This is a genomic window from Novosphingobium sp. (assembly GCF_965214355.1).
Classification (GTDB): domain Bacteria; phylum Pseudomonadota; class Alphaproteobacteria; order Sphingomonadales; family Sphingomonadaceae; genus Novosphingobium.
Genome location: NZ_CBDCBI010000002.1, coordinates 123,754 through 144,469, shown reverse-complemented (window position 1 = coordinate 144,469; position 20,716 = coordinate 123,754). Strand labels below are relative to the sequence as shown.

The 20,716-nt window shown below is 64.8% G+C and carries 23 protein-coding genes; 8 read left to right on the top strand and 15 right to left on the bottom strand.

Going from position 1 to position 20,716, the window contains the following annotated elements:
* Positions 1-57 precede the first annotated feature (57 nt).
* From ACOOE2_RS01260 to ACOOE2_RS01220, 9 genes are all read right to left on the bottom strand, one after another.
* Positions 58-657 carry a hypothetical protein gene (locus tag ACOOE2_RS01260; RefSeq protein ID WP_420381216.1) on the bottom strand — a complete coding sequence of 200 codons (600 nt, stop codon included), beginning with the start codon at positions 655-657 and terminating at the stop codon, positions 58-60.
* A gap of 83 nt (positions 658-740) precedes the next feature.
* The gene (locus ACOOE2_RS01255; protein ID WP_420381215.1) at positions 741-1,244 is read right to left on the bottom strand and encodes a demethoxyubiquinone hydroxylase family protein; all 504 of its coding nucleotides are present in this window, start codon (positions 1,242-1,244) and stop codon (positions 741-743) included.
* 14 nt (positions 1,245-1,258) lie between these two features.
* Positions 1,259-1,729, bottom strand: coding sequence for a disulfide bond formation protein B (locus tag ACOOE2_RS01250; protein WP_420381214.1), 471 nt, complete (start codon positions 1,727-1,729; stop codon positions 1,259-1,261).
* Between the two features lies 1 nt (position 1,730).
* Positions 1,731-3,089 (bottom strand): S41 family peptidase, encoded by a 1,359-nt coding sequence (locus ACOOE2_RS01245; RefSeq protein ID WP_420381213.1) that lies wholly within the window; start codon positions 3,087-3,089, stop codon positions 1,731-1,733.
* A gap of 137 nt (positions 3,090-3,226) precedes the next feature.
* Positions 3,227-4,471: a murein hydrolase activator EnvC family protein gene (locus tag ACOOE2_RS01240; protein WP_420381212.1), complete on the bottom strand. Its 1,245-nt coding sequence runs from the start codon at positions 4,469-4,471 to the stop codon at positions 3,227-3,229.
* Position 4,472: 1 nt separating this feature from the next.
* A complete protein-coding gene (locus tag ACOOE2_RS01235; protein WP_420381211.1) occupies positions 4,473-4,910 on the bottom strand; it encodes a 23S rRNA (pseudouridine(1915)-N(3))-methyltransferase RlmH in 438 nt (145 codons plus the stop codon).
* 41 nt (positions 4,911-4,951) lie between these two features.
* The gene (gene rsfS, locus ACOOE2_RS01230; RefSeq protein WP_420381210.1) at positions 4,952-5,359 is read right to left on the bottom strand and encodes a ribosome silencing factor; all 408 of its coding nucleotides are present in this window, start codon (positions 5,357-5,359) and stop codon (positions 4,952-4,954) included.
* 93 nt (positions 5,360-5,452) lie between these two features.
* Positions 5,453-6,169 (bottom strand): nicotinate-nucleotide adenylyltransferase, encoded by a 717-nt coding sequence (locus ACOOE2_RS01225; protein WP_420381209.1) that lies wholly within the window; start codon positions 6,167-6,169, stop codon positions 5,453-5,455.
* Positions 6,133-7,434 (bottom strand): glutamate-5-semialdehyde dehydrogenase, encoded by a 1,302-nt coding sequence (locus ACOOE2_RS01220; protein ID WP_420381208.1) that lies wholly within the window; start codon positions 7,432-7,434, stop codon positions 6,133-6,135. The genes ACOOE2_RS01225 and ACOOE2_RS01220 overlap by 37 nt, the downstream gene beginning before the upstream one ends.
* Before the next feature lie 353 nt (positions 7,435-7,787).
* Between ACOOE2_RS01220 and ACOOE2_RS01215 the strand changes: the two genes are divergently transcribed.
* Both ACOOE2_RS01215 and ACOOE2_RS01210 read left to right on the top strand, forming a co-directional pair.
* Positions 7,788-8,930, top strand: coding sequence for a peptidoglycan DD-metalloendopeptidase family protein (locus tag ACOOE2_RS01215; protein WP_420381207.1), 1,143 nt, complete (start codon positions 7,788-7,790; stop codon positions 8,928-8,930).
* Positions 8,923-9,285, top strand: coding sequence for a bactofilin family protein (locus ACOOE2_RS01210; protein ID WP_420381206.1), 363 nt, complete (start codon positions 8,923-8,925; stop codon positions 9,283-9,285). Before ACOOE2_RS01215 ends, ACOOE2_RS01210 begins: the two co-directional genes overlap by 8 nt.
* 89 nt (positions 9,286-9,374) lie before the next feature.
* Here the strand turns inward: ACOOE2_RS01210 and ACOOE2_RS01205 are convergent, their stop codons facing one another.
* Positions 9,375-10,058, bottom strand: coding sequence for a DUF1013 domain-containing protein (locus ACOOE2_RS01205; protein WP_420384535.1), 684 nt, complete (start codon positions 10,056-10,058; stop codon positions 9,375-9,377).
* Between the two features lie 162 nt (positions 10,059-10,220).
* Positions 10,221-11,234 (bottom strand): NAD(P)H-quinone oxidoreductase, encoded by a 1,014-nt coding sequence (locus tag ACOOE2_RS01200; protein WP_420381205.1) that lies wholly within the window; start codon positions 11,232-11,234, stop codon positions 10,221-10,223.
* A gap of 111 nt (positions 11,235-11,345) precedes the next feature.
* On the opposite strand from ACOOE2_RS01200, the gene ACOOE2_RS01195 reads away from it, so the two are divergent.
* The 5 genes from ACOOE2_RS01195 to ACOOE2_RS01175 all read left to right on the top strand — a co-directional run bounded on the left by ACOOE2_RS01195 (position 11,346) and on the right by ACOOE2_RS01175 (position 17,463).
* Positions 11,346-11,558 (top strand): DUF1192 domain-containing protein, encoded by a 213-nt coding sequence (locus ACOOE2_RS01195; protein WP_420381204.1) that lies wholly within the window; start codon positions 11,346-11,348, stop codon positions 11,556-11,558.
* A 237-nt stretch (positions 11,559-11,795) separates the two neighbouring features.
* Positions 11,796-14,162: an ATP-dependent Clp protease ATP-binding subunit ClpA gene (gene clpA, locus ACOOE2_RS01190; RefSeq protein ID WP_420381203.1), complete on the top strand. Its 2,367-nt coding sequence runs from the start codon at positions 11,796-11,798 to the stop codon at positions 14,160-14,162.
* A gap of 227 nt (positions 14,163-14,389) precedes the next feature.
* Positions 14,390-15,394, top strand: a complete 1,005-nt coding sequence (locus ACOOE2_RS01185) for a ligase-associated DNA damage response exonuclease (protein WP_420381202.1) — start codon at positions 14,390-14,392, stop codon at positions 15,392-15,394.
* Positions 15,394-16,992 (top strand): cisplatin damage response ATP-dependent DNA ligase, encoded by a 1,599-nt coding sequence (locus ACOOE2_RS01180; protein WP_420381201.1) that lies wholly within the window; start codon positions 15,394-15,396, stop codon positions 16,990-16,992. The genes ACOOE2_RS01185 and ACOOE2_RS01180 overlap by 1 nt, the downstream gene beginning before the upstream one ends.
* Positions 16,993-17,028: 36 nt before the next feature.
* Complete coding sequence (locus ACOOE2_RS01175; protein ID WP_420381200.1) at positions 17,029-17,463, top strand: DUF1275 family protein; 435 nt, start codon at positions 17,029-17,031, stop codon at positions 17,461-17,463.
* On the opposite strand, the gene tnpC is transcribed toward ACOOE2_RS01175, so the two are convergent.
* From tnpC to tnpA, 3 genes are read right to left on the bottom strand one after another with little or no spacing between them, the layout of a single operon-like run.
* The gene (tnpC, locus tag ACOOE2_RS01170) at positions 17,438-18,976 is read right to left on the bottom strand and encodes an IS66 family transposase (RefSeq protein ID WP_420381199.1); all 1,539 of its coding nucleotides are present in this window, start codon (positions 18,974-18,976) and stop codon (positions 17,438-17,440) included. The genes ACOOE2_RS01175 and tnpC overlap by 26 nt on opposite strands.
* Before the next feature lie 31 nt (positions 18,977-19,007).
* Positions 19,008-19,364: an IS66 family insertion sequence element accessory protein TnpB gene (gene tnpB / locus ACOOE2_RS01165; RefSeq protein WP_420381198.1), complete on the bottom strand. Its 357-nt coding sequence runs from the start codon at positions 19,362-19,364 to the stop codon at positions 19,008-19,010.
* Entirely contained in the window at positions 19,361-19,789 is a 429-nt protein-coding gene (gene tnpA / locus ACOOE2_RS01160) for an IS66-like element accessory protein TnpA (RefSeq protein ID WP_420381197.1), read from the bottom strand. The genes tnpB and tnpA overlap by 4 nt, the downstream gene beginning before the upstream one ends.
* On the opposite strand from tnpA, the gene ACOOE2_RS01155 reads away from it, so the two are divergent.
* Positions 19,755-20,171, top strand: a complete 417-nt coding sequence (locus ACOOE2_RS01155) for a DUF1275 family protein (RefSeq protein ID WP_420381196.1) — start codon at positions 19,755-19,757, stop codon at positions 20,169-20,171. The genes tnpA and ACOOE2_RS01155 overlap by 35 nt on opposite strands.
* On the opposite strand, the gene ACOOE2_RS01150 is transcribed toward ACOOE2_RS01155, so the two are convergent.
* Positions 20,168-20,716, bottom strand: a complete 549-nt coding sequence (locus ACOOE2_RS01150) for a gamma carbonic anhydrase family protein (protein ID WP_420381195.1) — start codon at positions 20,714-20,716, stop codon at positions 20,168-20,170. The genes ACOOE2_RS01155 and ACOOE2_RS01150 overlap by 4 nt on opposite strands.

The window sequence follows — 20,716 nt, the reverse complement described above, 5'->3', positions numbered from 1 at the left end:
GGCCGCCGGAGGCTCTTCAGCCACTTACGCGAATCCGGTAGCCTAAAGCCGAGGAGCTTACTGGTGCCCTGGCTCGGCGTCGGCTGGCGGCGTCGCCAGTCCGCTGCCCCGCACTGGTGCACCCGGTTGCGCGTCGCCGGCCGTCTTTTCCTTCAGCAATTTGGCGTCGTACTGCTTTTCGATCGCCTCGACGCGGCGCTGTTCGGCGGCGGCATCGCTGTCGACGCTTTCCAGGCGCTTGGCGCGTTCGGTTTCGATCTGCTTGGCAAAGCGCACGCTCGACGACGATTTGCGCTCGGCATAGGCATTGTTGATCAGCTTGCCCAGGCAGCCGGTTTCCCCGCCGCCACCGATCGGCGAACACGAATTGGTGCCAAACGCGCCGACCGTTTCATAGGCCTTGACCCGTTCGGTCCACGCCTGGTTCGATGTCTGGTTGGGATTGTCGCGCAAATCCTCGGGGATCCGATAACGCTCGCTTTCGTTCTTGCGCGCGCAGACGGTGATTTCGGTGCTGGTCGAGGCCGGGCACGCGTCGGTGCCATAGACGATCAACTGGTTGACCCGTTCATCCCCTTGCGCGGCCAGCGCCGGCAGCGGCGCGGCAAGCCCGGCGACAGCACAGGCAAGCAGGGTGGGCAGGATCAAGCGGTTCATCACGGCAAACTCCGACTGCGGTTCATCGCACTATAGGCCGTTCGGTGCTTGAACGGTAGCTGAAGTGAAAAGCATTGCCGGGGTCAAATCCGTGCCGACAGCCGGATCGCCACGCGGCACCCCAGCCGGATCGCATTGAACATCAGCGGATAGGCCGGCGCCCGTTCTGCGCCGGCGTTCAGCGCAGCGCCGAGATGTTCGCGCTCGTCATCGCGAAATTCGCGAATCATGCCCGACAATTCGGCGTCACTATCGCCCAGCTCTTCGAGTTGCTGCGTATAATGCCGGTCGATTTCGGTCTCGATCGCAGCGGTGCAGGCCATCGCGGCTTCGGGCCCGATCAGCGCGGTCGCCGCGCCCAGCGCAAAGCCTGCCGCCGACCACAGCGGTTGCAACAGCGTCGGTCGCACGCTGCGTTTTGCCATCAGCGCGTCGAATTTGGCGCGGTGTTCGGCCTCTTGCCCCGCCATCCGGCCGATTTCGGCGGCGTGCGGCGCGCGATTGCCCATCACGGCCATTTGCCCGGCGTAAATCCGGGTCGCGCCGAATTCGCCGGCCTGGTCGACGCGGATCATTCTGTCACTCATGGTTTTGCTGTCCCTTACCGGCCACGGCGCGCGAGTCCTGCAATCCCCGCCGCCGCAATCAGCGAACCGAGGCAATTGTATCCTGCCATGCTGATCCCGAACAGCGACCAGGCGGCCACGTCACACCGGATCACCGGCGCGCTCATGATCGCATCGAGCGCATCGCCGCCACCCAGCCGCGTGGTCGAACATGTCGTCAGGCCCTGCCACCAGTGGTATTCGACGCCCGCATGAAACCCGCCGATCAGCCCGCTGATCACGATGCCCAGCACCGCCAGCCAGAACAGCACCGTCTGCGCACGCACATCGCGCGTCACCCAGGCGAGGATGGCCAGGACCAGCGCCGCGATATGCGCATACCGCTGCCACCAGCACATTTCGCAGGGCGCCAGGCCATAGCCGTATTGCGCGATCAATGCGGCCGCCATCGCGCCAGCCGGCACGATCATCGCCAGCGCGCGCGCCAGTTTCGGTACCGTCCTCACGTCAATTCTTTCGCGCGGCTTGCGCCGCAGCGGGCTTGCGCGCGGTCAAAGCCGCCGGCGTCGTGCGGCCGATCGTCTGCTCGGCGTACCACAGCTGGAAATCCTCGATGCCCTTGGCTTTCAGCTCTTCGGGCGTCATCTTGAAGCGCGGATCGGGGACGGCGTCCTTTTCCAGCTCCTTGTCGTCCTTCAACTCGTTCACGAGATGCCCGCGCAGATCGCTTTCGCGGTACGACCGCGCTGCGCGCTTGCGTGCATCGACGTCCGAAATCTGCGGCACGGCGATGTCGGGGTTGATCCCGCCCTCCTGCACAGAGCGGCCCGATGGCGTGTAATAGCGCGCGGTGGTCAGCTTCAGCGCGGTGTCCTTGCTCAGCGGGATCAGCGTCTGCACGCTGCCCTTGCCGAAACTGCGCTGGCCCATGATCAGCGCGCGATGCTGGTCCTGCAATGCGCCGGCAACGATTTCGGATGCAGACGCGGTACCTTCGTCGACCAGCACGATGATCGGCAGTCCGCTGGCGATATCGCCCGGCCGCGCGTTGTACACTTCGGTGTCGCGGGCATAGCGCCCGCGCTGCGACACGATCACGCCCTTGTCGAGGAACAGGTCGGACAAGGCGACCGCTTCATCGAGCAGACCACCCGGATCGCCGCGCAGATCGAGGATCAGCCCCGAAGGATGCCCGCCGGTCTGCATGCGGATCTTTGCCCAGGCATCGTTGACTTGCGCTGCGACATTGGCGCTGAAGCTGGAGACCGAGATCACGCCGATGCTGCCCACGACCTTGCCGTCGACCGGTTGCAGTTCGATGATCTGGCGCGTGATCGACACCTCGATCGGATCGTCGCGCCCGACTCGGTACAGCCGCAGATTGACCTTGGTGCCCGGCGGCCCGCGCATCTGATCCACCGCATCGTCGAGCGATCCGCCAAAGATCAGCTTGCCATCGAGGTGCGTGATGAAATCGCCGGCCTTTACCCCGGCCTTGTCGGCGGGACTGCCTTTCGTGGGCGCGATCACCTTGACCGCACCATCGTCGAGCGAGACGGTCAGGCCCAGGCCGCCGTACGACCCCTCGGTCTGCGTCTTCAGATTGGTGAAATCGCGCGCATCGAGATAGGCGCTGTGCGGATCGAGCGTGGCCAGCATGCCGCTGATCGCGCCTTTCATCAGCTTGTCGTCATCCACCGGATCGACATAGCTTTCCTTGATCCGCTGATAGACCGCAATCAGCTTGCCGAATTCGGGACCCGACCGTGCATCGATCGCGGCCAGACCGACAGTCGCCACCGGCACCAGCGCAATCGCGACGGCCAGTGCGGAAACACGAAGAGCAATGGAAAGGCGTATCGCCATGAGGAGCTTTCAATGAGATCGGGCGCGCCCGGTTTGATCGTATACCGGGGGCACCCTGTCACCATGATGTAAACGCGCCGCGCGCTGAATACCAGATGGACGATCGGGCGTAACCGGCGAAAAGCGCCGCCACGCGTTCAGGGATGCAGGAATTCCATCGGGTTGACCGGGTTTCCGTCCCGGCGCAGTTCGACCATCACGCGCGGATGGCCGGGTTCGGCCACGCCGAGCGGCGCGCCCTGCACGACGGTATCGCCGACAGCGACATCGATCCGGCCCAGCCCGGTGATCAGCGACGACCAGCCGTTGTCGTGCGCGATGATCACGATGCGTGCATAGCCGTTGTATGGCCCGGCAAAGGCAATCCGCCCCGCCGCCGGCGATACCGCCTGTGCCCCGCCCGACGGCGCCAGCGTGATGCCATGCGCTGGCCCGGTCGCACCGGTCTCGCCAAATCCGCCGAGCAAGCGGCCGGTAACGGGCAGAATTCCGGTGAAATGGATCAGCGGCGGGCCGCTATCGGCCCGTTCGACCATCAACATATGGCCAGGCTCGGCGCTGGCCATGCCGCTATCGAGCGGGCCCATATTCGACGGCCGCGGCAGCGGTCCGGGCAGCGCGGCCAGCCGCCGCCCCAGCGTATCGTCGCGTTCCAGCTGCGTGACCAGCGACCCCAGGTCGCGGGTCTGTTCGGCGAGCGCCAGCGCCCGGTCGGCCTCGCGCCCGGCATCGCCGGTCGCGGCGCGCGAGGCGATGCGCTGCCGGCTTTCGGTCGCGGCCAGGTCCTTCTGCCGTGCGCCAAGATCGTGCTGGCTGGCTTCAAGCCCCGCCGCAAGCGCGCGCGCCTGGTCCTGCAACTGGCGTCCGTGCGCGATCTCGGCGCGCAAGGCCGCAGTGCGCTGCGCCACTTCGGGCAACATCGTTTCGAGCGTCGCGCGCAGCCACACGGTTTCACGCAGCGAATCGGCGCGCATCAGGCTGAACGCCAGCGGCCGTCGCGCCATCATCTGCAACGCCGCGGTCAGGCGCACCAGCGGCTGTTCGCGCTGGGCAATGCTCGCGCGCAGATCGGCGCGATCGCGGTCGATCACTGCGATGCGCGCATGGGCGAGCGCGATTTCGGCCTCGGCCTGCTGGATGCGCGCGGCGATCGCGGCGGTTTCGCGCGCGGTGTGGTCGGCGGCCTGGTTTGCGGCGGCGGCTTCGCGGTCCAGCATGACGGCGCGCGTCCTGACATCGGCCAGCGCGCGGGTGGCCTGGTTCAGCGCCGCGCCCGCCTCGCCGCGATCGGCATAAGGCGCATCGAGCGCCAGCGCAGTGCCGGCCAGGACCACGGCAATGCCCAGTGCCACAGGAATGCCATACCGGCTCAAGGCGCGCATGTCAGCCTTCACGATGGTACGGATGGCCAGAGACGATGCTGGTCGCGCGCCACAACTGTTCGACCAGCATGACCCGCGCCAGCATGTGTGGCCAGGTCATCGGCCCGAACCCGAGCAGCACATCGGCGCGTGCGCGCAGATCCTCGTCATGCCCGTCTGCGGCGCCGATCAGAAACCGCGCCTCGCGCACGCCATCGTCGCGCCAGCGTTCGAGCACCCGCGCAAATTCGCCCGAGCCCATCTGCCGCCCGCGTTCATCGAGCACCACGGTGCGCAAGGCGCCGGCGGGCGGTGGCGGCAGCGTGCCACCGCGATCGGGCAATTCGGTCACTTTCAGCGCGCCCAGCGGCCCGGTCGCGATGCGCCTGGCATAGCGATCGACCATGTCCGCCTCTGGCGTGCGGCCGATCCGGCCACGGGCGATGACGTGCAATTGCATGCCCCGCCTTAGCGCAGATTATGAGCGACGCGAATCCGGATTTACGCGGCGCCCTGGTCGCCGAACGCCCACATCCGTTCCAGGTTGTAGAACGAGCGCACTTCGGGGCGGAACAGATGCACGACGATATCGCCGGCATCGACCAGCACCCAGTCGGCGGCAGGCAGGCCCTCGATCCGGACATGGCCGAAGCCGCCGTGCTTGATGCGTTCGGCCAGTTTCTGCGCCATCGACGCAACCTGGCGTGTCGAACGGCCCGACGCGACCACCATGAAATCGGCGATGCTGCTTTTGCCTTCGAGCGGGATCGAGACGACTTCCAGTGCCTGGTCATCGTCGAGCGACTGCATGACAAGATCGTGGAGCGAGGTCGGTGCCGGACGCGGCTGCACCACCGCAGCTTTTGGGGCGGTGTTGGCCGGGGTCGGATCAGGTTGAACTTCGGTCATCGGGATGGGATTGGCTCCGTCTTGAAAGGGCAGAAATGGCAAATGCGGCCCTTGCCCTGAATGGCGCAGACCGAAGAATTCGAACCCGACAAGTCAGGATTTTGCCCCGAGGTTTGGCAATCGAACCGGGTGTTTCGTCAGCATATCGCGCAAGAGAGCGGCGGGAATGCGGCGATGCCAATCCGGGTCGGCGGCGCGAATGGCCGTGGCCGACATCGGATCGGGATCGAAATGCAACGTGTACAGCGCCGGATTGCTCCGCCTTGCGCCTGACCCGTCTTTTGCAAGACATCCCTGCCCGTGCCGCCGGCGCCAGCGGCGCAGCCAGACCATGGCGGGGCTCGCCATAGCACGTGCATCATACCCCGGACGCGCGATGACTGCAATCGGCATCAGTCGCGCGATCCCGCGCCAGTTGCGCCAACGATGGAATTGCGCCAGATTATCGGCCCCCATCAACCAGATAAACCGGAACCGCGGGTACCGAAGCACCAGTTTCGCCAGCGTATCGGCGGTATAACGCGTGCCCATTTCGGCCTCGATCGCAGTCACGCGAATCGGCGCGCCGCGCGCAACACGCTGCGCCGAAGCATAGCGCGCCGGCAGGCCGGCCATGCCATCGGCGGGTTTCAGCACATTGCCCGGCGACACCAGCCACCACACTTCATCCAGGCCCAGCGCCTTGATTGCATGCAGGCTGATCCGCCGATGCGCGCCGTGAGCCGGATTGAAACTGCCGCCAAGCAGCCCGATTGTCCGTGTACCGGTCAGGATTACGGCCTGATCTGGCCAGTGCCGCGCACCAGCCATTTGTACGTGGTCAGTCCCTCCACCGCGACCGGTCCGCGCGCATGCAACCGCCCGGTGGCAATGCCGATTTCCGCGCCCAGCCCGAATTCGCCACCATCGGCAAACTGGCTCGACGCATTGACCATCACGATCGCGCTGTCGACATCGCGCAAAAAGCGCTCGGCGGCCGCCTCGTCGGCGGTGACGATCGCATCGGTGTGTCCCGAACCATGCGCCGCAATATGCGCCAGCGCCGCATCGAGCCCGTCGACGACCTTCACACTGACAATCGCATCGAGATATTCGGTATCCCAATCGGCCTCGGTCGCAGGCAGGATGCGCGGATCGATCGCGCGCGCGCGCGGATCACCGCGCAATTCGCATCCCGCCGCCAGCAGCGGTTCGACCAGGCCATGCGCATCGGGATAGCACGCATCGATCAGCAGCGTTTCCATCGCGCCGCAAATGCCGGTGCGCCGCAATTTCGCATTGTGCACGATCGCGCTGGCCATTGCCGGAACGGCCGCACGATCGACAAAGGTGTGGTTGTTGCCATCCAGATGCGCCAGCACCGGCACACGCGCATCGGCCTGCACCCGCGCGACCAGGCTCTTGCCCCCGCGCGGCACGATCATGTCGATCAGCCCCGCCGCACCGAGCATCGCGCCGACCGCGGCACGGTCCTGCGTCGGCAGCAATTGCACGGCGGCTGCCGGCACGCCGCCGGCGACCAGCCCGGAGACCAGCGCGGAATGGATCGCGCGGTTCGAATGCACCGCCTCGCTGCCACCGCGCAACAGCACCGCATTGCCCGCGCGCACGCACAGCGCGGCCGCATCGGCGGTAACATTGGGCCGGCTTTCGTAAATGATACCGATCACGCCGATCGGAATGCGCACGCGTTCCAGCACCAGTTCATTGGGCCGCGCACTGCGCTCGATCACACTGCCGGTCGGATCGGGCAGCACCGCAACATCGCCAACCGCCGCCGCAATCGCATCGATCCGCCCCTGGTCGAGCCGCAACCGATCAAGCAGCGCAGCGGTCAGACCGCCCGCCTCGCCCGCGGCCATGTCGCGCACATTGGCGGCAAGCACATCCGGCGCCGCCGCGCGCAACGCATCGGCCGCCAGCAACAGCGCGCGTTCGCGGGCGTCCGCCGGCATCGCCGCCAGCACGCGCTGTGCAGCGCGCGCATCGATTGCCAGCCGGTGGACGAGATCGGTCACGCTTTCGCCGCCGGGCGTATCTGCCTGTTGGGGCGCAGTTTCGATGATGGTAGCCATGGCTTGTCCTATCACGGCCACCGGTCACTGTCAGCCCCCGCACCGGCGTTCGAGTCGCGCGCGCGATCGGTCGGATTGGTTAGCGGTTCCGCCCTCCCGCGTTCCGTTGGCCGCTCTGACGCAACAGCCCAACGCTAAAATGGCATGATCCTAGTGCCCTGCAACCCTTTGCATACTAGGCGACACACGGCTGGAGTCGAACGCCCTGCGCACGGCGGGGTGGCATTCACGCCGGTATCGTGAAGCCACAAAAGGTCGCCAGTTTGCCAGGTCAAAGTACAATTCCTCCACGGCCCCGCCCGGGTGCCGCGCCTGCCGGTTGGCCAATGAACTGGATTGCAGGTCTCATCGCCATGCGCGGATGGATGCGGGCCCATGCGACACGCTGGTTTCCCGAACGCGAATTTTTCATGCGCAGCGAAGGCCATGTCCGCTTCGTGCGCATCTCCACCCGGTTTCAGACGCGGATCGCGGCTGCCCTGGCCGTGATGGTGCTGAGCTGGGTCGGCGTCCTCGCCTGGGCTTTGATCGGCCAGGTGTTTGACGGGTCCGACCGCCATGCGCTGCTCCAGCGTGAAGCGGCAGTCGCCAATGCCGAAAGCCGGGTCACGCGCTATCACGCCAATCTCGATGCGGTCGCGACCGATCTGAAACGCCGGCAGGATTTTCTCGAAAAGGCGGTGCAGAGCGTGATCGGGCCGATTCCGGCAACGCTGCCCAAAGGCACCGTCAGCGACAGCACGGGTGAAACCGCCCGGACCGTGCGCAAGATTTCGCAGGCCATGCCGCAGGCCGCCGGCCTCGCGCGGATCGAGGCGCGCCAGATCGCCTTTGCCGAACGCCTGACCCGGTTTGCCGACGACCGCGCCAACGCCGCCAGCGGCGCGATCCGCAAAGTCGGGCTGAACCCCGACAGCGTGATCGCCGGCGACGCGCATGCGCAAGGGGGGCCGCTGATCCGGCTCGGCTGGAACGGCATCGACCCCCGCTTCGAACGCCTCGCCGCCAGTCTGGGCCAGATGAGCGCCATAAATGCGGGGCTGGCACATATCCCCAACGCCATGCCCGCCAGCTTTGAATATATCTCGTCGGGCTTTGGCGTGCGCACCGACCCGATTGTCGGCGGCGCGGCGTTCCATCCGGGGCTCGATTTCAAAGGCCCGGTCGGCGCGCCGATCTACGCCGCCGCCACCGGCGAAGTCAGCTTTACCGGCGTGCGCCAGGGCTATGGCAATTGCGTGGAGATCAGCCACGGCCACGGCCTGGTCACCCGCTATGCCCATATGTCGCGGATTATCGCGCACCTGGGCCAGACCGTTGTCGCCGGCACGCCGATCGGCGCGATCGGCAGCACCGGCCGCTCGACCGGACCGCACCTGCATTTCGAAGTTCGCGTCAACGACCGGCCGGTCAATCCGCGCCCGTTTCTGGAGGCTCCGCTGCCCCATGTTTTCCAGGAAACCCAATCAACCGGGCGGCCCGTCAGCCATGGCTAATCGCGGGACAGACCCCAGCTTCTCGGTGCTTGGCGCCGATATCGTGCTGCGCGGCAGCCTGCACGCCGATGCCGACCTGCATGTCGATGGCACGATCGAGGGTGATGTCGTGTGCAAGGCGCTCGTCCAGGGCGAAGGCAGCACGATCACCGGATCGATCACCGCCGACAGCGTGCGCCTGTCGGGCACGACGCAAGGCCCGATCGAGGCCGCGCACGTGGTGATCCTGAAAAGCGCCATGGTGCGCGGGGATGTGCGCTATGACGCGCTGACGATCGAACAGGGCGCGCATGTCGACGGACATTTTGCGCGCCGCGACGGCGCGGCCAGCCCGGGTCTGGCGCTGATCGGGTAAACCACACCAAATTTTCGTGATGGCGCAATGAAAAAAAGGGGCGATCCGGCCGGCGGATCGCCCCTTTTTCGTAACCTGAAACCAGAAAATCAGCTGTCCGAGCGGCCTTCCGTGCGGCGCGCCGCAAGCCAGGCGGCCGCTTCGGCCTCGGGGCTCGCCCCGGCCGACACCGACACCTTGCTCAGCGCTTCGCGTTCGGCGCGCAGTTCCTCGATCAGCGCATCGCGATCGGACCCCAGACGGACATCGCCCTGGTCGTCTTCGGGAACGCCCATTTTCTTGGCGACCTTGGCGACCAGCGCATCGAGCTCGCGCTGCGAACACAGGCCCAGAGTGACCGGGTCCTTCGGGTTGATATTGCTGATGTTCCAATGGCTGCGATCGCGGATCGCGGCGATGGTGTTGCGCGTGGTGCCGATCAGCTTGCCGACTTGCGCGTCCGAAATTTCCGGATGGTTGCGCAGGATCCAGGCGATGCCGTCGGGCTTGTCCTGGCGCTTCGACACCGGGGTATAGCGCGGGCCCTTGGTGCGGCCGATGGACAACGGCGCCTTCTGCATTTTCAGCCGGTATTCGGGGTTCGCCTGGCCGCGCTCGATCTCGAGCTGGGTCAGTTCGCCCGAATGCACCGGATCGCGCCCGGTGTATTTGGCGCCTGCCAGATCGTCGGCCATCGCCTGCACTTCCAGGATATGCAGACCGCAGAATTCTGCGATCTGTTCGAAGGTCAGGGCGGTGATGTCGACCAGCCACGACGCAGTCGCATGTGGCATCAACGGATACGTAGCCTGCTGGCTCACGAAAACCTCTTTATAATAAAGCTGTGAAAACAATAAGGGCCGCCCCTGCGGGACGGCCTAGACTGTCATGATGTAGGCCAGCCACAATCAAACGGCAAGCTGCAATCGGATCGTATGGGTTGCGCTGTCGCGCGGTTACGCAACATTCAGCACGATTTTGCCGACATGGCTGCCCTGTTCCATCCGGGCATGTGCGGCCGCAGCCTCTGCCAGCGGAAAGCTGACATCCATCACCGGGCGCAATTCGCCCGCAGCCACCAGCGGCCATACGGTTTCGCGGATTTCACTGGCCAGCGCCGCCTTGAACGCGTCGCTGCGCGCGCGCAGCGTCGATCCGGTCAGCGTCAGCCGGCGCATCATCACCTCGGCCATGTTGATCTCGGCCCGCACGCCGCCCTGCACCGCGATCGTGACATGGCGGCCATCGGGAGCGAGGCATTTCAGATTGCGCGGCACATAATCGCCCGCGACCATGTCGAGCACCAGATCGACGCCGCGGTTGTCGGTGATTCGCGCGACTTCGGCGACGAAATCGGTCGCGTTGTAATCGATCGCATGAGTCGCGCCCAATTCGACCGCGCGCGCGCATTTTTCGGCGCTGCCACACGTCACGATCGTGGTCAGGCCGAACAACCGCGCCAGCGCGACCGTCATCGTGCCGATACCGCTGGTGCCGCCATGAACCAGCAGCGTCTCGCCGTCGCGCGCATACCCGCGCCCGAACACATTGTGCCACACCGTAAACAGCGTTTCGGGCAACGCCGCTGCCTCTGCCAGCGACAGCGCCGGCGGCACGACCAGGCAGGTGTCTGCCTGCGCCAGGCAAAACGGTGCATAGCCGCCGCCATTGACCAGCGCGGCCACCGGCGTGCCGATGGAAAGCTGTGTGACACCGTCGCCCAATGCGACGACATGTCCGGCGACTTCAAGTCCCGGGATCGGTGATGCGCCCGGCGGCGGAGGATAGACGCCGCGCCGCTGCGCCACATCGGGCCGGTTGACCCCGGCATGCGCGACACCGATCAGGACCTGGCCGGCCCCGGGAACCGGCACCGGCAGCGCTTCACCGCGCAGCATTTCGGGTCCGCCCGGCCCTGCAATACCAATCGCGATCATCGTGCCCGGAATCGTCGTGCTTGCGATACCCATGTGCCTGGCCGAACCTGTTGTTACGGGCGCGGTGCCCCCACGCAGAAATCCTATTAGGCCCCCCTACTCACACGACCGGTTGACAGCAAGAACGAAGGCGCTTCATTGTGCATGGCGATGGACGGTATCGACCTTCCGCGCCCGACCGGCGATCTGGCCAGCAAACTGGCGATGGAATCGCTCGACCATCTTTCGGTTGATGAACTGGGCGATCGAATCGCTCTGCTCGAAACGGAAATCGCGCGGACTGCGGCGCACCGCGACAAGGCCAGAACGCATCGCCTTGCCGCCGACTCGCTGTTCAACAGGCCGAAATCGTCATGATGACTGTCGCCCCTTCAAACCCCGGGCGGCACACCTATATTGCTGGTTCCAGATCCATCCAACGCAACCGCCCGTATCTCACGTTCAACCGTGGTGCAGGGTTTCTGTCACTCCTGCCAAACCCTCCTACACGTGGTTTATGCCCGGTTAAGAATCGAAGCATAGACTTGCCGTGGAACGATGTCCCCACCCTGCACCCGGCTATCTTCAGCCGGGCTGCCTGACGGAAGAGCGCAGATGCCCAGTTTTGCTCAAAGCCTTGAAAAGACGCTTCATGCTGCGCTCGCCAATGCGTCGGAACGCAGCCACGAATACGCCACTCTCGAACATCTGCTGCTCGCGCTGATCGATGATACCGATGCTGCGCAAGTCATGCAGGCATGCGGTGTCGATCTTGGCGATCTTGGCGATGTCGTGCGCCAGTATCTCGACCAGGAATACCAGTCGCTGAAAACGCAGGAAAAGGCCGATCCGCAGCCGACCGCCGGGTTCCAGCGCGTGATCCAGCGCGCGATCCTGCATGTCCAGTCGTCGGGCAAGGACACTGTCACCGGCGCCAATGTGCTGGTCGCGCTGTTTTCCGAACGCGATTCGTATGCGGTTTATTTCCTGCAGCAGCAGGATATGAGCCGGCTCGATGCCGTCAGCTACATCAGCCATGGCATCGGCAAGGGCGGCCGCCAGGTCGACAGCCGTGCGCCCAAGGGCGCCGAGGACGATGTGCCCAAGCAGGAAGAGAAGACCGACACCAAATCGAACAAGAAGGATTCGGCACTCGACCAGTTCTGCGTCAATCTGAACGACAAGGCGCTGCTCGGCAAAGTCGATCCGCTGATCGGGCGCGGGCCAGAGGTCGATCGCACGATCCAGATCCTGTGCCGCCGGTCGAAGAACAACCCGCTGTATGTGGGCGATCCAGGCGTGGGCAAGACCGCGATCGCGGAAGGCCTGGCGCGCAAGATCGTCGAGGGCGAAGTGCCCGAAGTGCTGTTGAAAGCGGTGATCTATTCGCTCGACATGGGCAGCCTGCTGGCTGGAACGCGCTATCGTGGCGATTTCGAGGAACGCCTGAAACAGGTCGTCAACGAGCTCGAGAAGATGCCCGACGCGATCCTGTTCATCGACGAAATCCACACCGTGATCGGTGCCGGCGCGACGAGCGGTGGCGCGATGGATGCGTCTAATCTGCTCAAGCCCGCGCTGTCGGGCGGCACGATCCGCTGCATCGGTTCGACCACCTACAAGGAATTCCGCAACCACTTCGAAAAGGACCGTGCGTTGCTGCGCCGGTTCCAGAAGATCGACGTCAACGAGCCCAGCATCGAGGACACGATCAAGATCCTCAAGGGTCTGCGCAGCGCGTTCGAGGAACACCACAAGGTCAAGTACACGCCCGAGGCCATCAAGAGCGCGGTCGAGCTGTCGGCGCGGTATATCAACGACCGCAAATTGCCCGACAAGGCGATCGACGTGATCGACGAAGTCGGCGCGATGCAGATGCTGGTGGCGCCATCGAAGCGCAAGAAAACCATCACCGCGCGCGAGATTGAGCTCGTGATCGCCACGATGGCGCGCATCCCGGCCAAATCGGTCAGCACCGACGACAAGCGCGTGCTCGAACATCTCGACCGTGACCTGAAGCGCCTGGTGTTCGGCCAGGACAAGGCGATCGAAGTGCTGTCCAGCGCGATGAAGCTGAGCCGTGCGGGCCTGCGCGATCCGGAAAAGCCGATCGGCTCGTTCCTGTTTTCAGGGCCGACCGGCGTCGGCAAGACCGAAGTCGCGCGCAGCCTGGCGCAGATCATGGGCATTCCGCTGCAACGCTTCGACATGTCCGAATACATGGAACGCCATTCGATCAGCCGCCTGATCGGTGCACCCCCGGGCTATGTCGGGTTCGACCAAGGCGGCCTGCTGACCGATGCGATCGACCAGCAACCGCATTGCGTGCTGCTGCTCGATGAAATCGAAAAGGCGCATTCGGACCTGTTCAACATCCTGTTGCAGGTGATGGACAACGGCCGCCTGACCGATCACCACGGCAAGACCGTCGATTTCCGCAATGTGGTGCTGATCATGACCACCAATGCGGGCGCATCGGACATGGCCAAACAGGGTATCGGCTTTGGCGACGTGTCGAAGGAAGACGCCGGCAACGATGCGGTGCAACGCATGTTTACCCCCGAATTCCGCAACCGCCTCGATGCGATCGTGCCGTTCGCCTATCTGCCGCCCGAAGTTGTCAGCCGCGTGGTCGACAAGTTCATCCTGCAGCTCGAACTGCAACTCGCCGACCAGAACGTGCATATCCAGTTCGACAGCGATGCCCGCGCATGGCTGGCCAAACAGGGCTATGACAAGCTGTATGGTGCCCGCCCGATGGCGCGCGTCATCCAGGAAAAGGTCAAGAAACCGCTCGCCGAGGAATTGCTGTTCGGCAAGCTGGCGTTTGGCGGCGAAGTGCATGTCAGCCTGAAGGAAGACGCGCAGAAAGTAACCGCGCTATCGTTCGAACTGACTCCGGCGGCGCCAAAACTGGTCAAGCGCAAGATGCGCAAGCCCAAGGCCGGCACGACGCCGGAGCCAAATATCGACGAAGTATAACAAAATCCTCCCCGGTAACGGGGAGGGGGACCGCCCGCAGGGTGGTGGAGGGGCGGTGCCTCTTGGCGTCAAGTCCGCGATGAGGCACTCCCGGCCACCCGGGCAGGCGCGCCCGATCGTACGATTCCCTTGGGGCACCGCCCCTCCACCACGCTTCGCGCGGTCCCCCTCCCCGTTTCGGGGAGGATTTGGCACCCCGCCCCCATGTCGCGCATTACACACATACGATGCCATCTGATTTCGCCTGGATCCGCCCCGAACCCGGCGGGCTGTACATCCGCCCCGCCGATGTGTGGATCGATCCGTCACATGCAGTCGGCTCTGCTTTGGTCACCCATGGCCACGCCGACCACGCCCGCGCCGGCCATGGCGTGACGATGGCAAGCCCGGCAACAATCGCGATCATGCGCGAACGCTATGGCCAAATCGGCGAAGCATGGCCCATGCCCTATGGCGAGCGCGCAACCCTGGCCGGCGGCGTCCACGCCACGCTGATACCCGCAGGCCACGTGCTGGGGTCGGCGCAAGTCCTGCTGGAACACGCCGGCGAACGCGTGATCGTCACCGGCGATTACAAGCGCCGCGCCGATCCGACGTGCGAACCGTTCGTCGTAACCCCGTGCGACCTGTTGATCACCGAGGCGACATTCGGCCTGCCCGTATTCCGCCACCCGCCGATTGCGGATGAAATGGCGCGCCTGCTGGCCGCGCGCGAAGCCAATCCCGATCGCGCCATTCTCGTGGGCGCCTATGCGCTGGGCAAGGCGCAGCGTGTGATCAGCGAACTGCGCATCGCCGGATACGACGCGCCGATCTACCTGCACGGCGCAATGGAAAAAATGTGCCGGCTGTACGAAGCGCACGGTGTCGCGCTCGGAGAATTGCGCACCGTCGCCGGCACGCCCAAAGCGGCGCTGGCTGGCCAGATCGTGATCTGCCCGCCCTCGGCCTTGGGGGATCGCTGGTCCACGCGGATGCCCGATCCGATCCCGGCGATGGCCAGCGGCTGGATGCGCGTGCGCCAGCGCGTCAAGCAGCGCGGGATCGAGCTTCCGCTGGTCATTTCCGACCATGCCGACTGGGACGAACTGACCGAGACGATCACCCAGGTAAACCCGGCCGAAACCTGGATCACCCACGGCCGCGAAGACGCTTTGCTGCGCTGGTGCGAACTGACCCAGCGCCGCGCCCGTGCGCTGGCGCTCGTCGGCTATGAAGACGAAGACGACTGATGCGGCGGTTTGCGACCCTGCTCGATACGCTGCTGCTGACGCGGTCCCGGCTGGGCAAGATCGCCGCGATCGTGCGCACCTTGCGCGAAATGCCCGACCCCGATCGCGGCTGGGCTTTGGCCGCGCTGACCGGGGGGGTCGATTTTCCCGCGATCAAAGGTGGCACGATCCGCGCGCTGCTGGCCGGGCGGGTCGATCCGGTATTATGGGCCCTGTCGCGCGATTTCGTCGGTGACACTGCCGAAACCGCGTGTCTGTTGTGGCCCGAACCGCCTGGCGACCCCGGCCCCCAACCCTCGCTGACCGAAGTCGTCGAACGCCTGACTCATGCCACCCGCGCCGATGCGCCCACCATCCTGGCGGACCTGCTCGATCGCCTGGATGAAAGCGGGCGCTATGCGCTGCTCAAATTCGCGACTGGTGCCCTGCGCATCGGCGTCTCGGCGCGCCTGGCCAAAGTCGCCTTTGCCGAAGCGTTTGGCGTCGAGGTCGAGCTGGTCGAGGAATACTGGCATGGCCAGGCACCGCCCTACACCGCACTGTTCGCATGGGCCGCCGATGGCGCGGTCGCGCCCTCATCCGACCTTGTCCCGCTGTTCCGCCCGTTCATGCTTTCCAGCCCGCTGGAATACGGGACGCTCGATCTGAGCGAATTCGTCGCCGAATGGAAATGGGACGGCATCCGCGTGCAACTGGTCCATGTCGCGGGCCAGACGCGGCTCTATTCGCGCGGCGGCGACGATATTTCCGCCGCTTTTCCCGAAATGATCGGTGCGCTGAACGTTCCGGCCGTGCTCGATGGCGAATTGATGGTGCGTGGCGAGGCGCAAGGGTTCAGCACCGGCGTCGGCGCGGCAAGCTTCAACGCCTTGCAACAACGGCTGGGGCGCAAGACCGTCAGTGCAAAAATGCTGGCCGAGGCACCGGCATTTCTCAGGGTCTACGATCTGTTGCTGGCCGATGGTGCGGATCTGCGCCCGCTGCCTTGGCACGAGCGTCGTGTCCTGCTCGATGCATTCGTCGGTCGGCTCGATCGAATATACTTCGATGTGTCGCCGCTCATCGATGTGGCAGATTGGGATGCGTTGGCGGAATTGCGCGCGAGCGCACGCGACGCCGCGATCGAAGGGATCATGTTCAAGCACCGCCAGTCGCCTTACGTCGCCGGCCGGCGTGTCGGGCTGTGGTACAAGTGGAAACGCGATCCGCTACTGATCGATTGCGTTTTGATGTACGCGCAAGCCGGCTCCGGCAAGCGTTCGGGCCTGTATTCCGATTTCACGTTTGGCTGCTGGACCGGCGATCCCGACCACGGCGGCGAACTGGTGCCCGTGGGCAAGGCCTATTTCGGCTTTACCGATGCCGAACTCAAAGACCTCGACCGCCACGTCCGCCACCATACCGTCGCCAAATACGGCCCGGTACGCGAAACCGACAAATCGCTGGTGTTCGAAGTCGCCTTCGATTCGGTCCACGCCAGCAAGCGTCACAAATCGGGCGTCGCCATGCGTTTCCCGCGCATCAACCGCATCCGGCATGACAAGCCGGCGCATGAGGCCGATCTGCTGGCCTCTTTGGTCGCGTTGATCGCGGATTGATAACGGACATTTGGGCAGGTCTGTTACAACCGATCGATGATCGCCTATGACCGCAATCGACAGCGTTATGCCGTTGCCCTCGCCGCGCTGTCCGGCTGCGTCGATACGATCGGATTTCTGTCATCCGGTGGCTATTTTGTCGCGTTCATGTCGGGAAATACGACCCGCCTCGGTGTCGCGCTGGGCACTGCCCCGCATGAAGCGCTGGTCCCGGCGTTGCTGATCGCGGGCTTTGTCGTGGGGGTGACCGCCGGTTCGCTGCTCGCCACCGCGGCCGGGCGCCGGCGCAAGCCAGCGATCGCGTTGCTGGTCGCGATCCTGCTGCTGACGGGGGCTGCGGCCCGGCAACTGGGAATGGAAGTGGTGACGCTGGGCGCGCTGGTGCTTGCGATGGGAGCAATCAACAATACGTTTCAGCGCGACGGCGAAGTCGTAAGCGATGTTCTCAGGCCACGGCGATCCACGGCATGAGTTCGCCGACGCTGTTCGCCGGATGACCGTTGGCCAGTTTTTCGAGCGTCTGCGTCAGCCATGTATTCGGATTGATGCCGCTGAGCTTGCAGTTTTCGATGAGCGTGGCGATCACCGCCCAGTTGTCGCCGCCTTCGTCCGAACCAGCAAACAGGGCGTTTTTGCGATTCAGGGCGAGCGGCCTGATGCTGCGTTCGACGGTGTTGCTGTCGAGATCGACGCGACCGTCATCGAGGAACCGTGACAAGCCATCCCAGCGCGTCAGCGCATAGCGGATGGCTTCGCCGAGCTTGGCCTTTGCGCTGACTTGGCGGTTTTTGGTCTCGAGAAATGTCCGCAGGTCGTCGACAATGACGCGGCTGCGCTGATGTCGGATTTGCTGGCGCTGTTCAGCAGAGGCACCACGCACCTCGTCCTCGATCTTGTAGAGCGCTGCGATCCGCTGCAGCACTTCGACGGCGACCGGGGAATTGTCCGCCAGCTCGTAAAACTTGCGCCTGACGTGCGCCCAGCAGAACGCGAGAACGATCTGCTGTCGGCGCTTGGCCAGCGCGGTGTAGCCGCCATAGCCATCGACCTGCAGGATACCCGCAAAATTGCCGAGATGCGCTTCCGCCCGTTCCCCCTTGCGGTCGGCGGCATAGACATAAGCGACCATTGGCAGGGTATCGCCGCCCCATGGGCGATCGTCGCGCGCATAGGCCCACAGTTGCCCCGTCTTGGTCCGGCCATGCCCGGGATCGAGCACCGGCGCTGTTGTTTCGTCGGCGAACAATCGCTCGGATCGTCGCAATCGTTCCAGGATGTGGTCGCGCAAAGGGCGCAGATACCATGCTGCTCTGCCAACCCAATCCGCCAACGTTGAGCGATCAAGCTGGATACCTTGCCGCGCGTAGATCTGGGCTTGCCGGTACAATGGCAGGTGATCGGCGTATTTTGCGACCAGGACCTGTGCGATCAGTGCTTCGGTCGGAATGCCGCCCTCGACGATCCGCGCCGGTGCCGGAGCTTGCACGACTGCACCCTCACATGCGCGGCAGCCGTAGCGAGGCCGGCGCGTGACCAGCACCCGGAAGGTGATCGGCACCACATCAAGGCGTTCGGCAACGTCCTCACCGATCTGATGGAGCGCCCCGCCGCAGCAAGGGCAAGTCTTGTCCTCGATATCGACAACCTGCTCGATCCGCTCGAGATGCGCAGGCAGCGAGCCACGGTTGACCTTGCGTGGTCGGTCAGACCTGGACTGGCCGATTGCCGCGTCGCGTGCCGCACGAGCCTGACCCAGCGCGGTCTCAACATCTTCAAGGCCAAGCTGCAACTGATCAGGGTCAAGTTGTTCGGAACGCGCACCGAACCGGTGGCGCATGAAGGCATCGACAATCGACTGCAGCCGCTCGATCTCGGCGTCCGCCTCGCCCTTGGCCGCCGTCACTTCGGCGAGCTTGCGGGACTGCTCGAGTGCGAACGCACGCAGCGCTTCAACGTCTTCGGGAAGGTCCGCTTCCATGAGCATGGACGCATTGAATCAGCAGGAGAAAGCCCCGTCAACCGGCAATTTGCGGGGCGATGGGCTTGCGTCCGCCATGCACCCGGCGCCAGTCCAGCCCTTCCAGAAGCGCGCCCAATTGCGCTGCCGTCAGCCGCATCACACCATCCTGAATGCCCGGCCACTTGAAGCCGCCCTGCTCAAGTTTCTTGGCCATCAGACACAGGCCGGTGCCGTCCCACCAGACCAGCTTGATCCGGTCTGCGCGCTTGGCCCGGAACACGTAGATCACTCCGGAAAAGGGATCGCCGCCATACTCGGCACCGACCAGCGCAGCCAACGCGTCAGGCCCTTTGCGGAAATCTACCGGACGCGTTGCGACCATCACGCGCGCGCCGGAACCGGGCCCGATCATCGCGGGGCCTTGAGCGCTTCGATTACCGCGGCAATCACGCCGGCATCGGCGCCGCGCGCAATCTTCACCGCCACGCCATCGATCTCCAGTTCGACAGCAGCAGCTGTGGTACGCCGCCTGCGCCGTGTTCGGCGCGCAGCTACCGGTTCCGGTCGCGTGGACGGCTCGACCACTGCTGGCACGAACATCGTGCTGACCGGCTCTGTCAGGGGAGGCGCCAATCCCTGACCCTCAAGTTCTTTGCGCAAATCCTTCCGCCAGGCATAGACCTGCGAAGGATCAAGCCCATGTCGCCGCGCGACAGCGCCGACACGCTCGCCGCCAGTATAGCATTCCGCGACAATCGAGGCCTTGAGCTCCGGCGGCCATTCCCGCCGCTTGCCTTTGCCCGTGAATATCTCGAACCGCTGCGGGCCCTTGCTCACAGGATCATCACACGGGATTATCATAGGAGTAACGCCCTCGGCCCAAATCAGGCCGCGCAAACTCCACGCTGGGCATCACCCACGCAAGGTGGGGGCCGGACAGCGCTTACGCGAAGTCGCGATCGGGCTGACATACATGACCGGGGCGCTGGTCAAATTGGGTCAGGGATTGGCGCAGCGGCTGACAGGCCGGCCTTCACTGGGCTGGAGCAGCAACGCGCGGCTATGGTGCGGCCTGTTGGCCGGGGCGGTTACCGGTGCATTTCTGGACTCGCGGCTCCCGTTCGCAAGCCTCTGGATCGCCGCAGCGTGGGCGGGTGTCATGCTGCCCTTTGCTCTCCGGCTGTCGGCACCGGTCGCGTTTACCGGGGACGACGCCTAACCCAGTGCCGCCTTGTGCGCCCGCGCATTCGCCACATAATGCGCCACGCCCAATTGCATCTCGGCCAGCGCCGCATCGGTCAGATCGCGCATATACGCGGCCGGGCGCCCGCCCCACAATTGCCGCGACGCAATCCGCTTGCCCGGGGTCAGCAGCGCGCCTGCCGCCAGCATGCCGTCGCTTTCGATCACGCACGCGTTCATGACCGTGCTCGACAGCCCGACAAACCCGCGATCGTGGATGGTGCAGCCATGCAGCATCACCATGTGCCCAACCAGCACGTCGTCCCCGATCAGCGTGGGAAAGCCCTCCGGGTGGCGCGGATCGGGGCTGTCGCAGTGGATGACCGTGCCGTCCTGGATATTGCTGCGCGCGCCGATCACCACGCGGTTGACGTCGCCCCGGATCACACAATTGTACCAGACCGATGCATCGGGCCCGATTTCGACATCGCCGATGATCCGGCAGCCCGGCGCGATGAATGCGGTTTCGTGAATGCGCGGGGTTTGCCCGCCAAACGACAGGATCGTGACATCGGGGCGCAT

Bases quoted from the DNA above. Each gene is read 5' to 3' on its own strand.
- rsfS (WP_420381210.1), bottom strand. From the start codon at position 5,359: ATGACCGAAGTTCAACCTGATCCGACCCCGGCCAACACCGCCCCAAAA.
- ACOOE2_RS01180 (WP_420381201.1), top strand. From the start codon at position 15,394: ATGCGGCGGTTTGCGACCCTGCTCGATACGCTGCTGCTGACGCGGTCC.
- ACOOE2_RS01150 (WP_420381195.1), bottom strand. From the start codon at position 20,716: ATGCGCCCCGATGTCACGATCCTGTCGTTTGGCGGGCAAACCCCGCGC.
- ACOOE2_RS01220 (WP_420381208.1), bottom strand. From the start codon at position 7,434: ATGGCTACCATCATCGAAACTGCGCCCCAACAGGCAGATACGCCCGGC.
- tnpC (WP_420381199.1), bottom strand. From the start codon at position 18,976: ATGCTCATGGAAGCGGACCTTCCCGAAGACGTTGAAGCGCTGCGTGCG.
- ACOOE2_RS01225 (WP_420381209.1), bottom strand. From the start codon at position 6,169: ATGGCTGGTGCGCGGCACTGGCCAGATCAGGCCGTAATCCTGACCGGT.
- ACOOE2_RS01185 (WP_420381202.1), top strand. From the start codon at position 14,390: ATGCCATCTGATTTCGCCTGGATCCGCCCCGAACCCGGCGGGCTGTAC.
- ACOOE2_RS01255 (WP_420381215.1), bottom strand. From the start codon at position 1,244: ATGAGTGACAGAATGATCCGCGTCGACCAGGCCGGCGAATTCGGCGCG.
- ACOOE2_RS01260 (WP_420381216.1), bottom strand. From the start codon at position 657: ATGAACCGCTTGATCCTGCCCACCCTGCTTGCCTGTGCTGTCGCCGGG.
- ACOOE2_RS01210 (WP_420381206.1), top strand. From the start codon at position 8,923: ATGGCTAATCGCGGGACAGACCCCAGCTTCTCGGTGCTTGGCGCCGAT.
- ACOOE2_RS01235 (WP_420381211.1), bottom strand. From the start codon at position 4,910: ATGCAATTGCACGTCATCGCCCGTGGCCGGATCGGCCGCACGCCAGAG.
- clpA (WP_420381203.1), top strand. From the start codon at position 11,796: ATGCCCAGTTTTGCTCAAAGCCTTGAAAAGACGCTTCATGCTGCGCTC.
- ACOOE2_RS01245 (WP_420381213.1), bottom strand. From the start codon at position 3,089: ATGGCGATACGCCTTTCCATTGCTCTTCGTGTTTCCGCACTGGCCGTC.
- ACOOE2_RS01200 (WP_420381205.1), bottom strand. From the start codon at position 11,234: ATGGGTATCGCAAGCACGACGATTCCGGGCACGATGATCGCGATTGGT.
- ACOOE2_RS01175 (WP_420381200.1), top strand. From the start codon at position 17,029: ATGATCGCCTATGACCGCAATCGACAGCGTTATGCCGTTGCCCTCGCC.
- ACOOE2_RS01240 (WP_420381212.1), bottom strand. From the start codon at position 4,471: ATGCGCGCCTTGAGCCGGTATGGCATTCCTGTGGCACTGGGCATTGCC.
- ACOOE2_RS01215 (WP_420381207.1), top strand. From the start codon at position 7,788: ATGCGCGGATGGATGCGGGCCCATGCGACACGCTGGTTTCCCGAACGC.
- ACOOE2_RS01205 (WP_420384535.1), bottom strand. From the start codon at position 10,058: ATGCCACATGCGACTGCGTCGTGGCTGGTCGACATCACCGCCCTGACC.
- ACOOE2_RS01195 (WP_420381204.1), top strand. From the start codon at position 11,346: ATGGCGATGGACGGTATCGACCTTCCGCGCCCGACCGGCGATCTGGCC.
- tnpB (WP_420381198.1), bottom strand. From the start codon at position 19,364: ATGATCGGGCCCGGTTCCGGCGCGCGCGTGATGGTCGCAACGCGTCCG.